Source organism: Paraperlucidibaca sp., from assembly GCF_982810325.1.
On sequence record NZ_CEYEMI010000029.1, the window covers coordinates 9,848 to 22,765 of the forward strand.

Below are 12,918 nucleotides of genomic sequence, written 5' to 3' on the forward strand. Positions count from 1 at the left end.
GCTAAAGTTGCTGCTAAGGCGCCAGCGAAGGCCGCTGTTAAAGCACCAGCAAAAGCCCCAGCAAAAGCTGCTGCAAAACCAGCGGCCGTTAAGCCAGCTGCTGCTAAAAAACCAGCGGCGGTCAAACCTGCCACTGCTGCTAAAAAGCCAGTTGCTAAAAAGCCAGCAGTAAAGCCGGCCGTTAAGCCAGCTACTGCTAAGCCAGCAGCAAAGCCAGCCGCTAAAACGGCTGAAGCACCGAAGACTGACTCAACGAACTAAGTCGTTTCAGTTAAGATGCAACGGGCCTTCGGGCCCGTTGTCATTTCTGCATACCTATTTGTAAGCCCAATTTGAGAAACCCATGATTCTTGCCGAGCAACTCGGACTGCTACGTGGCGGTCGCCCTTTATTTACCGATGCCAGTTTCGCGATCCATCCGGGTTGGCATGTGGGGCTGACTGGTAATAATGGCGCAGGCAAGAGCTCGCTGTTTTCACTGTTGCTGCGCGAATTGCAAGCCGATAGCGGTTCGCTTTCTCGCCCAGTGGGATGGGTTGTCGCGCACATGAAGCAAGAGGTTGCTGCTGTTGATCGCAGTGCACTCGATTATGTTCTCGATGGAGATGCCGAATGGCGTCAGCTCGACGAACTACTGAGTGATTTGGATTCGCTCGATGGCACGGCGATGGGTAATTTATTTGCCAATTACGAAAGCATCGATGGCTACACCGCCTCGTCTCGCGCCTCTCAGCTTTTAGCCGGCTTGGGCTTTTCTGAGTCAGATATGCAGCGCCCAGTTTCCGCATTCTCTGGCGGTTGGCGTATGCGTTTGAACTTGGCGCAAACCTTAATGTGCCGCTCAGACTTATTACTGCTCGATGAGCCCACCAACCACCTCGATCTCGATGCGATTTTGTGGCTAGAGGATTGGCTGCGTGCTTATCCCGGAACATTGGTGATGGTCTCGCACGATCGTGATTTCCTCGATGCTGTTGTCGAGCATATTTTGCATGTGGCGCAAGGCACGATTACGCATTATCGCGGCAACTATTCGATGTTTGAGCGCACTCGCGCAGAGCGATTGGCGCAGCAACAACAAGCCTTTGAAAAGCAGCAAGTGCAAGTGGCTCATCTACAATCATTTGTCGATCGCTTTCGCGCCAAGGCCACGAAAGCAAAACAAGCGCAGAGCCGCATAAAAGCATTAGAGCGCATGACTTTAAGTGCGCCTGCCGAAATCGAGTCGGGGTTAGATATTCGTTTTCGCGCGCCTGAGCGCTTAGCCAGTCCATTACTGCGGCTAGATGAGGCCGCCATTGGTCATGGTAAAACGCCACTTATTTCACATGTCGCTTTAGGCTTATATCCTGGTGCACGTATCGGCTTGCTTGGCCCCAATGGCGCCGGTAAAACCACATTGGTGCGCGCGCTAGTCGGTGACCTGCCGCTGATTTCTGGCACACGCTTAATCAGTGAGCACACGCGCATTGGCTATTTTGCTCAGCATCAAGTGGATCATCTGGACTCATCGGCAACTCCGCTAATGTTAATTCAGCGCCTAAGTCCGACCACATCTGAGCTTACGCTACGCAGTTTTCTTGGTGGTTTCGGTTTTGGTGGCGATCGCATTACCGCTGAAATTACGCCGTTCTCTGGCGGCGAAAAAGCGCGTTTAGCGTTGGCGTTAATCATTTGGCAGCGTCCCAATGTATTACTGCTCGATGAGCCGACCAACCATTTGGACTTAGCCTTGCGCCATGCCTTGCTGGTGGCCATTCAAGCGTTTGAAGGTGCGATTGTGCTGGTATCGCACGATAGGCATTTGGTTGCGGTTACCTGCGATGAGTTGTGGCTGATCAATAGCGGTAAGGCCGAGCGTTTTGATGGCGATCTCGATGACTATGCGCAGTGGTTACGTACCTGGCGCTCAAAGCAAACCAACGGTGCTCCGATCTCTGTGGTGGCCGGTGCTGATCTAGAGAAAGCAGCTAAGCCAGTTGCGGTGCCAGCAGCAATAGAGCCCAGCGCGAGCAAAAAGCCCGTGCGCTCTGCCGATCTCCGAGCCGCGCAAAAAGCCGTAGAGCGTAGCGAACAAACTATGCTCGATGCGCAAGCCAATGTTGAGTCGATTGCTGAGCGTCTTGGCGACTCAGCGCTCTATGAGCCAGCGGCCAGCGATGAACTTGCGGCAATGTTGCAGCTGCAAAAGCAGGCTCAGAAAACGATGGAGCAGGCCGAGTCGACTTGGTTGGCGGCAACGGAAGCTCTAGAGGCACTTACGGCTTAGGCTAGTAATGAAACACGGCATTGCCGGTGGCAATAAGTGCATCTTTCTCATTGTGTAGTGTCATTTGCGTCGCGCAAATTTTACTGCCAATGCGCACCACTTTTGCCGTTGCGATAAAGCTCTCACCTCGACCGGGACGCAAGTAATCAATGCGCATATCGATAGTGCCTAGCTGTGCCATACGTCGCATTTTCTCTTCCGTTGCTTGGCCTTTTAAGCGGCCATAGGCCGCAGCCATGCTGACCACGCCAGCGACGCTATCGAGCAAAGTGGCAATCACCCCGCCGTGTAAAATCTGCTGAAACGTATTGCCGACTAAGTGCGGCGCCATGCTTATTTCAGCACGCGCTTCATCTTCGCCGATGTAGACGAGCTTGCCGCCAACATGAACGATAAACGGAATAGCATTAAAGCCATCGATGAGTTGTTGGCGGCGTTTCTCTAGGCGCGCGGCACGTTCTTCGGGGCTCAGTTTTGGCGCTTGATCTGCGGTTAGTGTTTCGCTCATATCGCTATTCATGCAAAAGAATGTAATGCCGTGGAATGTAGCAAGCTCTCTGCTACGCGTCACCTCAAACTTCGCGCCATTGCTACGAAAGCGCCTGCGTTTCGGCTAAGCTGTTGCTATTATACCGAGAGAGATGATGATGTCTGTTGCCAATCGCGCGCCTTATCCCGCCACTCGCCTTCGTCGTACCCGCGCTCATAACTGGTTGCGCCGTTTGGTGCGCGAAAATCAACTAACTGTCGATGACCTGATTTATCCGGTCTTTGTGCTCGATGGTGAGCAGCGCCGCGAAGCGGTGGCATCAATGCCCGGTGTCGAGCGCCTGTCTATCGACCTGCTTATTGAGGCCGCGGCAGAATGGGTCGAGCTGGGCATTCCGGCATTGGCGATATTTCCGGTGACGCCGCCAGAGCATAAAAGCTTAGACGCAGCGGCGGCATGGTCGCCCGATGGCATCGCCCAACGCGCCACGCGCGCGCTGAAGGCCGCGTACCCTGATCTTGGCATCATCACCGATGTCGCACTCGACCCGTTCACCACGCATGGCCAAGATGGCATCCTCGATGACGCTGGCTATGTCGCCAACGATATCACCGTGGCCGCACTCGCGCGCCAAGCCTTGTCGCATGCTGAGGCTGGCGCAGACATCGTCGCACCATCCGACATGATGGATGGCCGCATTGGCGCTATCCGCGCTGCACTTGAGGCAGCAGGCTATGAGCGCGTTAGTATTCTTTCTTACGCGGCCAAATATGCCTCGAGTTACTACGGGCCATTTCGGGATGCAGTAGGCTCCGCTGGCAATTTAAAAGGCGGCAATAAAAAGAACTATCAGATGGACCCGGGCAATTCCGACGAAGCCTTGCATGAAGTTGCGCTCGACCTGGCTGAAGGCGCCGACATGGTGATGGTTAAGCCTGGCATGCCATATTTAGATATTGTTCGTTTGGTTAAATCTGAGTTTCAAGTGCCAACTTTTGCATACCAAGTGAGTGGTGAGTACGCCATGCATGTGGCAGCCTTTGAGCGCGGTTGGCTGTCGCGCGAGCCAGTTATTTTAGAATCACTATTGGCATTTAAACGCGCGGGCGCAGATGGTATTTTGACCTACTTTGCCGTTGAGGCGGCGCGATTACTTCATGCTTCATCACGCTGACATCTTGGTGGTATAGCCTGCATCATCAAAAGCGCTGATTACCTGAAGGATATGTTATGACTGAGCCTGCTGAAAGCTTTGAGTTGACCAGCCCAGAGCTGTATTTGAATCGAGAGCTAAGTATTCTCGATTTCAATATGCGTGTGCTGGAGCAGGCGACGGATCCTAGCCATCCGCTTATCGAGCGCCTAAATTTCTTGCTGATTTTTTCGCGCAACCTCGATGAGTTTTTCGAGATTCGTGTCGCGGGTTTGCTGCAGCAAGTTTCATTTGGGCATATCAGATCGGGCCCCGATGGTTTATTGCCGCAAGAAGTGCTGAAGCTTATTTCAGAGATTTGCCACGCGGCGGTTGAGCGTCAGTATCGTATTTTGAATGATGATTTATTGCCGGCGCTGGCTGCTGAAAATATTCGCTATCTGCGCCGTGATGAATGGACGGATAAGCAGTCGGCGTGGGTGCGAAAGTACTTTAAAGAACAAGTCCTGCCAGTGCTTACGCCTATCGGGCTTGACCCTTCACATCCATTCCCGCGCTTGGTTAATAAATCGCTGAACTTTATTGTGTCACTCGATGGCAAAGATGCCTTTGGCCGCCAAATGTCATTGGCTGTGGTGCCTGCCCCGCGTTCATTGCCGCGAGTCGTGCGTCTGCCAGACGACATTGTTGATGGTGGTGATCAGCATGTGATGTTGTCTTCGATTATTCACGAACATGTTTCAGAGCTGTTTCCAGGCATGACGGCGAATGGCTGTTTTCAATTCCGTGTTACGCGGAATGCCGATATGACGGTTGATGAAGATGCGGAAGATTTAGCCTCTGCACTGCAAGGTGAGTTACTTTCGCGGCGTTATGGCGCGGCCGTGCGTCTTGAGGTGGCGGATAATTGTCCTCGGCACATTATTGACTATTTACTGAGACAGTTTGGCTTGAGTAATGAAGCCTTGTATCAAGTAAACGGGCCAGTGAATTTATCGCGGCTGCTTTCAGACTTTGATCGGCCGCGTTTGCGTTTTAAGCCCTTTAGGCCTCGCACTCCTGAGGTGCTACAAAAGTCGGAAAGTATTTTCGAGGCTCTCGCACAAGGCGATATTCTTTTGCACCACCCGTTTGAGTCCTTTGCTCCGGTGGTCGATATGCTGCGTCAGGCTGCTCGAGACCCGTCCGTGCTTGCGATTAAGCAAACCTTGTATCGCTCGGGCCCTGAGTCTGAAATTGTAAACGTACTGGCTGATGCCGCACGTAATGGCAAGGAAGTGACAGCCGTTATCGAGCTGCGCGCACGCTTCGATGAAGCATCAAATATTGAAGTTGCAAATAAGCTGCAACAAGCCGGTGCGATCGTGGTTTATGGCATCGTGGGCTATAAAACCCATGCGAAAATGATCTTAATTGTGCGTCGTGAAGGCCGTAAGCTTATGCGCTATGGCCACTTAGGGACTGGTAACTATCACGCAGGCAATGCGCGTCTCTATACCGACTATGGCTTGCTCACGGCGAACCCTGAGGTTTGCGAAGATATTCATAAAATCTTCCAAGAGCTTACCGGTATGGGCAAAGTACTGCGTTTAAAGCAGCTGTTGCACGCACCATTCACATTGCACCCCAAGTTGCTCAGCATGATCGAGCAAGAGATCAGTAACAAACAGGCGGGCTTGCCAGCGCGTATTATCATTAAAGTGAATGCGTTGACGGAAAAGGTGCTCATGCAGGCACTGATGCGCGCCTCACAAGCAGGCGTGCAAGTCGATCTAATTATTCGCTCAGTGTGCTGCTTACGACCTGGTGTTGCGGGTGTCACCGATAACATTACGGTACGCTCTATTGTCGGTCGCTTTCTTGAGCATACTCGCGTGTTTTATTTTGAAAACGGCGGTGAAGCTTTAGTGTTTTGCTCCAGCGCAGACTGGATGGATCGCAACCTGTATCAGCGAGTTGAAACCTGTTTTCCTATCCTCGACCCCGTACATCGCAAACGCATTATTGATTACGGCTTGATGCTCTACCTTAACGATAATACGCAGGCCTGGGATATGCAGCCTGATGGCAGTTGGGTGCGCGCTACGCCGGGCGATGATAGCCCCTGTAGCGCACAGCAAAAGCTCTTAGAAAAATTCAGTTAGTGCACTGAGAGCTTTAGGCTGGCGCTATTAAAGTAGCTGCACTCTTGCTCTAAGTCGGCTAGCGTTAATGGGTGCGCTTTTAACCAGCCTTTCTCGAAGTCTATGCGGTAGTGCTCACCATCGGAGCGAAGTCGAGGGACGGCGATATCATCACGACTACGGCTGTGATTAAGCAATACTGCCAGACGCAATATCAAGGTGAGTTGGAGTAGTTTCTCGCCACCGGCGCTACGCAAAGATTCCATATTTTCATTGCGCAAGCGGCGTCGGTGAGAGCCGACCATTAGCGATAAAACTTCCTGCTCTGGGTTGGAAAACCCGGCAAGGTCAGAGTGCAGTAACAGGTATGCGCCGTGCTTGTGAAAGCCAGTATGCGAGATGGCCTTGCCAATTTCGTGCAGTTGGGCAGCTCTTAGTAATGTACCAAGGTGATCCTCATCAAATTGGAGCGGCGACTGCAGTTGATTAAATAGCTCAGTTGCCGTGTCACAAACGCGCATGCTGAAGTCGCGGTCTATGCCATAACGCTGCTGCAATGAATCAATACTACGGTCTCGCACATCACCTTCCCCATATCGCCCCAGCATGTCATAGAGCACGCCTTCACGCAGTGCGCCGTCGACAAAGGTCAGTGTTTCAATATGCAAGGATGCGAAAACTGCGCTCACAATCGCAAAGCCTGCCGGAATCAGTAGGCGGCGATCTTCCTTGAGGCCTGGCAGCTCTAGCTTGCTAATGTCATCGACGCTAAGTATTAGTTCGCGTAACTTTGGAATAGCATCGGCTGGAATATGCCCTTCCGGCGTTCCCCAGCCGAGACTGCAAATTACGTTGCGCATTGCTTTCATTGTGCCTGATGAGCCAGCTGCGACATCCCAGCCGAGTTCGCGATAATTGCGCGCAATAGAGGCTAATTCTTGACGAGCGCTGGTAGTGGCACGATTGAGTGCTTCTGGGCTGATGCGGCCATCGCCAAAAAAGCGTTGGCTATAGCTTACGCAGCCCATATGTAAAGATTCAGTGAGCAACGGTTCGTGGCGCTCGCCGATAATTAGTTCGGTTGATCCGCCGCCAATATCGATGATTAAACGCTTGCCCTGACCAGCCATGGTTTGCGATGCGCCGATATAAATTAATCGCGCCTCTTCGCGACCAGCGATAATTTCAATGGGTCGTTTCAGTACTTCTTGCGCAGCTAAAGTAAAGCGTCGTGCATTGCGCGCGACGCGTAAGGCGTTGGTTCCAACTATGCGTAAATGGTCAGGCTCGACACCCGCTAGGTGCTGACTAAAGCGTGACAAACAGGCTAGAGCACGCTCAATTGACTCGTCGCTAAGCATTTGATTTTCATCAAGGCCCGCGGCCAATTGAACTTTTTCAGACAGGCTTTCAGTGAGACGAATGACGCCATGATCTAAGCGTGCAACGGCCAAGTGAAAGCTGTTTGAGCCCATGTCGACAGCGGCCAATAAGCCATCATTTAAAGGCTTGCTACGCAGCATTGGCGTACTCCTTGTGGCTTATCAAATGTATAAGCAGAATTCGTAATTGTAACGCAGCACGAGTCGCTTGCATGACTTTCTCGTCCGTGTGTTACTATCGATGAGTGATTAATCCCTACTTTCTGACGGAGTGCCATGATGAGCAGTGAGCTGATCGTCAACACCAGCGACGCCAATTTTGCCGCCGATGTATTACAATCCGATGTGCCAGTTTTGGTTGATTATTGGGCGCCATGGTGCGGTCCATGCAAAATGATTGCCCCAGTGCTAGATGAATTAGCCAGCGAATACCAAGGCCGCGTGAAGATCGTCAAAGTCAACGTTGACGAAAACGCAGCAACTGCTGCCAAGTTCGGCGTGCGTGGTATTCCTACCTTAACGTTGTTCAAAAATGGCGAAATCGCTTCGACAAAAGTCGGCGCGTTATCAAAATCGCAGTTGACAGCGTTTATCGACTCCTCTATATAAGTTTTATCGGCGATGGTTGCACTCCGCACCGTCGCCTCGTTACAGCCTAGATTACTCTTAACCCGTTCCCCATGACCTCCAGCCAACTCCCGTTGCGCTGCGCAGTTACTTCCTGCTGAACGACCTCAGCCTAGCATTGGCCATTAGAGTAACTAGGGTATTCCCACCCTCCAATTGACAGCACGGTATGAATCTCACCGAACTCAAGAAAATGCCGATAGGCGAACTCATCAAAATTGCGGAATCCATGGGCTTAGAAGGCATGGCTCGCAACCGTAAACAAGACATCATTTTCGCCATTCTAAAAACGCACGCTAAAAACGGCGAAGAAATCTTTGGCGATGGCGTTTTGGAAATCCTTTCCGATGGCTTCGGATTTTTACGCTCAGCGGAAGGCTCATATTTAGCCGGGCCGGATGACATTTATGTCAGCCCGTCACAAATACGCCGCTTTAACTTACGCACTGGCGACACCATTTCCGGGACTATTCGTCCGCCGAAAGAGTCGGAGCGTTATTTCGCGTTATTGAAAGTTAATCAAATTAATTTAGACGCGCCTGAAAACGCGCGTAATAAAATTTTGTTTGAAAACTTAACGCCACTTTTCCCAACTCAGCGCCTCGTTATGGAGCTGGGTAATGGTTCTACCGAAGACTTAACGGCACGTACTATCGATTTGGTAGCGCCTTACGGTAAAGGCCAGCGCTCACTAATTGTGGCGCCGCCGAAAGCCGGTAAAACCATGTTGCTGCAAACCTTGGCTCAATCCATTGCGCGTAATAATCCTGAAGCGACACTTATTGTGCTGCTGATCGATGAGCGTCCAGAGGAAGTCACTGAGATGCAACGCACCGTGCGCGGTGAAGTAGTTGCCTCGACCTTCGATGAGCCACCAGTGCGTCACGTACAAGTGGCCGAGATGGTCATCGAGAAGGCCAAGCGTTTGGTTGAGCATAAAAAAGATGTGATCATTTTGCTCGACTCCATCACGCGTTTGGCTCGTGCCTATAACACGGTAATTCCTAGCTCAGGCAAGGTGCTTTCCGGTGGTATTGATGCGCATGCTTTGGAGCGTCCAAAGCGCTTCTTCGGTGCCGCACGTAATATCGAAGAAGGTGGCTCGCTGACGATTATTGCTACGGCATTGATCGACACTGGCTCGAAAATGGATGAGGTCATCTTTGAAGAGTTCAAAGGTACCGGCAACCATGAAGTTAACCTTGACCGTCGCATCGCTGAGAAGCGCGTGTTCCCGGCCATCAACATCAAGAAATCAGGCACGCGTCGCGAAGAGCGCTTGATTGGCGATGATGAACTGAAGAAAGTTTGGATTTTGCGCAAGCTACTGCATCCAATGGATGAGATAGCTGCAATCGAGTTCTTGCTCGATAAGCTTAAAGACGTGAAAACCAATGATGAATTCTTCGACATGATGAAGCGTAAATAGGCCATTTCGCATGCGCTATTTGAGCAGCCTGCCCACTGAACTGCCGAGCAAGACACCGAGTTGGTACGAGGTCTTAGCTGAGGCGCGTGTGGGTATAGAGCTGCTCGACGGCCTACGCCTTAAGCGTCACTTGCATAATAATCTGCCGCGTGGCGATGAGCATGGCAAGGCTCATCCCGTGATGCTGCTACCAGGCTATGGGGCCAGCGAGCGGGCGATGCAAATGTTGGCCAAGCGCCTTGAGGCATTGGGCTATGTGGTGCGGCAATGGGGCCAAGGCAAAAACCATGGTGCAGTGCATAAGCTGGTGCCGCCACTGAAAGCGCGTATTCGCGAATGGTCGGCTGAGTTAGGCCAGCCCATCAGCCTCATTGGTTGGTCTTTAGGTGGTTATATTGCGCGCGAATTAGCCCGTGATTTGCCGGCTGAAATTGCCGGTGTGGTCACGCTAGGCTCGCCAGTTGTTGGCGGCCCGAAGTACACGCTAACGGCAAAGCAGTACGTGAAGATGGGTTTTGATCTTGATGCGATCGAGCGCGATATTGCCGCGCGAGACAGTGTCCCGATTCAATGCCCGATGACGCTTATCTTCAGCCGTGTTGATGGCATCGTGAGCTGGCCGGCGACTATCGACCGTGTCACGCCGCATGCGCGTCATATGGAGGCAAATTGCTCACATATAGGCATGGTGCTTAGCCCGAAAGTATTTCGCCAAATAGCGAAAGCGCTGGCGGACCAGCGCGAAAGCTTAGCGAACTAATTCCTGTCGCAGGTTACGTCGACACTGCTTGCTCGCTAGAGCGAGAGCTAGGTGCCGAGTAACTGTAGGGCGTGTTAGCGCGGACGCCTCGGTGCACGACTGCCATCATCACGTGGTGGTAAGCCCGTGTGCTGCGTCTGTATTTGCCCCTTCTGCGGCGTACGCTGTGACGCACGCGACTTCTGTGGCTGCACCTTCACCGACACGCCTTCTATCGTACTGGTGTTTTTCTTGCGCGGACTCGCGTACTGGCCATCGGTCGCTGGTTGCCATGTTGGAATCAAATGCTGCTTACCGTTGCCAATTAGATCGGCACGACCCATCGCTCTCAATGCTTCACGCAGCAATGGCCAGTTATTGGCATCGTGGTAGCGCAAAAAGGCTTTGTGCAGGCGACGACGTTTATCACCTTTCACAATTTCTACTTCTTCCGAATCACGCGTGACTTTACGCAGCGGGTTTTTGCCGCTGTGATACATCGCTGTGGCTGTGGCCATGGGCGATGGATAGAACGCCTGTACTTGGTCGGCGCGGAAGCCATTTTTCTTTAGCCAAATAGCCAAGTCCAGCATGTCTTCATCGGTGGTGCCGGGGTGGGCCGCGATGAAGTAAGGAATGAGAAATTGTTCTTTGCCCGCTTCTTTCGAAAACTTATCGAAGAGCTGCTTGAAGCGATCATAGCTGCCAATGCCGGGCTTCATCATTTTCGATAAAGGCCCTTCCTGCGTGTGCTCTGGGGCAATTTTCAGGTAGCCGCCAACATGGTGTGTGACCAGCTCGCGCACATATTCGGGCGATTGCACAGCGAGGTCGTAGCGTAGGCCTGAGCTAATCAAGACCTTTTTCACGCCCTTGAGCTCACGAGCACGGCGGTAGAGTTTGATCAGCGGGTCATGATCAGTATTGAGGTTTTCGCAAATGCCGGGATAAACACACGATGGCTTGCGGCAGGCGGCCTCGATTACGGGGCTTTTGCAGGCTAGGCGATACATATTGGCAGTCGGGCCGCCAAGATCAGAGACGATGCCGGTGAAGCCCGGCACATCGCGCATTTTTTCCACTTCACGAATGATCGAGTCTTCCGAGCGGCTTTGAATAATGCGGCCTTCATGCTCAGTGATAGAGCAGAAAGTGCAGCCGCCAAAGCAGCCGCGCATGATGTTGACCGAGAAGCGAATCATCTCGTAGGCCGGAATGCGTGCGCCCTCATAGGATGGATGTGGTACGCGGGCATAAGGCAGATCGAAGACGTAGTCCATCTCTTCGGTGGTCAACGGAATTGGCGGTGGGTTGAGCCAGACGTCATTTTCACCGTGGCGCTGAACTAGCGCGCGAGCGTTGCCGGGGTTGGTTTCTAAGTGCAATACGCGGTTGGCGTGAGCGTAGAGCACGGGGTCGGCTTTGACTTTCTCATACGACGGCAGGCGAATCACCGTGTCATCACGCGCAGGCAATTTGCTGCGCTTGCTCACGCTACCGGCGGGCAATAGGTCGACCACAGTGGTGTCATCGGGCAATGCGGTGAGATCGCCCCAAGCGCCTGGTGTAACCTCGATTGGTGCGCCGATGTCATTGGCGCCGTGCATGCTATTGCTGCTGAAAGTGCCGAAGCCACGATCGCTGGCGGCATTGCTCAGCTCGCTGGAAAATGCGCTGCCGGCATAAGTTGCTGCGCTCTTTTGTTTCTCGATATCGCAGGCGGCTAAGTCGGCGGTGTTCACATAGGGGTTGAGAATACGGTCGACGCGGCCAGGTGCATCGACTCGTGTGGAGTCAAGGACAAACATGCCTTTAGGCGTGTCGCGACGTAAAAACGAAGTGCCGCGTACATCGGTGATATTACGAATGGATTCGCCACGACTTAAGCGGTGAGCAATCTCGACGATGGCGCGCTCAGCATTGCCGTAAAGCAAAATATCAGACTTAGCATCGAGCAAAATCGAGCGGCGGACTTTATCTTGCCAGTAATCGTAATGTGCGATGCGCCGTAGTGAGGCTTCGATGCCGCCGAGTACTTGCGGCACATCGGGATAGGCTTCGCGAGCGCGTTGGGCATAGACGAGGCTGGCGCGATCTGGGCGGCGACCGCCTTCGTCATTGGGCGAATAAGCATCGTCGGAGCGGATTTTGCGATCGGCCGTGTAGCGGTTGATCATCGAGTCCATATTGCCGGCGGCGATGCCGAAAAATAGGTTGGGTTTGCCCAGCACTTTGAATGGGTCAGCAGACTGCCATTCAGGCTGCGCGATGATGCCGACGCGAAAGCCCTGGGCTTCGAGCAGGCGACCGATGATGGCCATGCCGAAGCTTGGGTGGTCAATATAGGCATCGCCGGTAATGATGATGATGTCGCAAGAGTCCCAGCCAAGTTGGTCCATCTCGGCGCGCGACATTGGTAAAAATGGCGCGTCACCAAAACATTCGGCCCAATAACGGCCGTGGCCGAAAAGCGGCGTTTTTGCGACCGGGGGTAACAAGCTCATCACATCACTCCAGCACGGGAAACGTGCAGATTAGCTGGCGGACATAATGGCCCGCCGGATTCAAACAGTTTTAGAAGCCCAGCAACGGCAACAGGGCTTCGACCATTGCGCCATCGAGACCGACTAGGCCGCCGACGCGGTTGGACAGGCTGGTTTTCAGACTTTCGCCGGTGTTGTTACGCAGCGCAGTAGCTGCTTTAAC

At 52.8% G+C, this 12,918-nt stretch carries 10 protein-coding genes; 7 read left to right on the forward strand and 3 right to left on the reverse strand.

Annotation, left to right across the window (positions count from 1 at the left end):
* Positions 1-261 (forward strand): hypothetical protein (locus AC3DKE_RS09220; RefSeq protein ID WP_487990505.1); only part of this gene is annotated, 261 nt, incomplete at its 5' end.
* Positions 262-343: 82 nt separating this feature from the next.
* On the forward strand, positions 344-2,269 hold the full coding sequence (locus AC3DKE_RS09225) for an ATP-binding cassette domain-containing protein (RefSeq protein ID WP_411729637.1): 1,926 nt from the start codon (positions 344-346) through the stop codon (positions 2,267-2,269).
* A 1-nt stretch (position 2,270) separates the two neighbouring features.
* On the opposite strand, the gene AC3DKE_RS09230 is transcribed toward AC3DKE_RS09225, so the two are convergent.
* Positions 2,271-2,777: a thioesterase family protein gene (locus tag AC3DKE_RS09230; RefSeq protein ID WP_379071746.1), complete on the reverse strand. Its 507-nt coding sequence runs from the start codon at positions 2,775-2,777 to the stop codon at positions 2,271-2,273.
* A gap of 136 nt (positions 2,778-2,913) precedes the next feature.
* On the opposite strand from AC3DKE_RS09230, the gene hemB reads away from it, so the two are divergent.
* Together hemB and ppk1 are read left to right on the forward strand one after the other, a co-directional pair.
* Positions 2,914-3,933, forward strand: a complete 1,020-nt coding sequence (gene hemB / locus AC3DKE_RS09235; protein WP_487990506.1) for a porphobilinogen synthase — start codon at positions 2,914-2,916, stop codon at positions 3,931-3,933.
* 56 nt (positions 3,934-3,989) lie between these two features.
* Complete coding sequence (gene ppk1 / locus AC3DKE_RS09240) at positions 3,990-6,056, forward strand: polyphosphate kinase 1 (protein WP_487990507.1); 2,067 nt, start codon at positions 3,990-3,992, stop codon at positions 6,054-6,056.
* Here ppk1 and AC3DKE_RS09245 read toward each other — a convergent pair.
* Positions 6,053-7,558: a Ppx/GppA phosphatase family protein gene (locus tag AC3DKE_RS09245; protein ID WP_340675810.1), complete on the reverse strand. Its 1,506-nt coding sequence runs from the start codon at positions 7,556-7,558 to the stop codon at positions 6,053-6,055. The genes ppk1 and AC3DKE_RS09245 overlap by 4 nt on opposite strands.
* 138 nt (positions 7,559-7,696) lie before the next feature.
* Here AC3DKE_RS09245 and trxA point away from each other — a divergent pair, with 138 nt between their 5' ends.
* The 3 genes from trxA to AC3DKE_RS09260 all read left to right on the forward strand — a co-directional run bounded on the left by trxA (position 7,697) and on the right by AC3DKE_RS09260 (position 10,233).
* Positions 7,697-8,026: a thioredoxin TrxA gene (gene trxA, locus AC3DKE_RS09250; RefSeq protein ID WP_340675809.1), complete on the forward strand. Its 330-nt coding sequence runs from the start codon at positions 7,697-7,699 to the stop codon at positions 8,024-8,026.
* Positions 8,027-8,213: 187 nt separating this feature from the next.
* Positions 8,214-9,473 carry a transcription termination factor Rho gene (rho, locus tag AC3DKE_RS09255; RefSeq protein ID WP_340675808.1) on the forward strand — a complete coding sequence of 420 codons (1,260 nt, stop codon included), beginning with the start codon at positions 8,214-8,216 and terminating at the stop codon, positions 9,471-9,473.
* Positions 9,474-9,483: 10 nt separating this feature from the next.
* Complete coding sequence (locus AC3DKE_RS09260) at positions 9,484-10,233, forward strand: alpha/beta fold hydrolase (protein WP_411729639.1); 750 nt, start codon at positions 9,484-9,486, stop codon at positions 10,231-10,233.
* 74 nt (positions 10,234-10,307) lie between these two features.
* Here the strand turns inward: AC3DKE_RS09260 and AC3DKE_RS09265 are convergent, their stop codons facing one another.
* Complete coding sequence (locus tag AC3DKE_RS09265; protein WP_487990508.1) at positions 10,308-12,716, reverse strand: YgiQ family radical SAM protein; 2,409 nt, start codon at positions 12,714-12,716, stop codon at positions 10,308-10,310.
* Positions 12,717-12,918 lie beyond the last annotated feature (202 nt).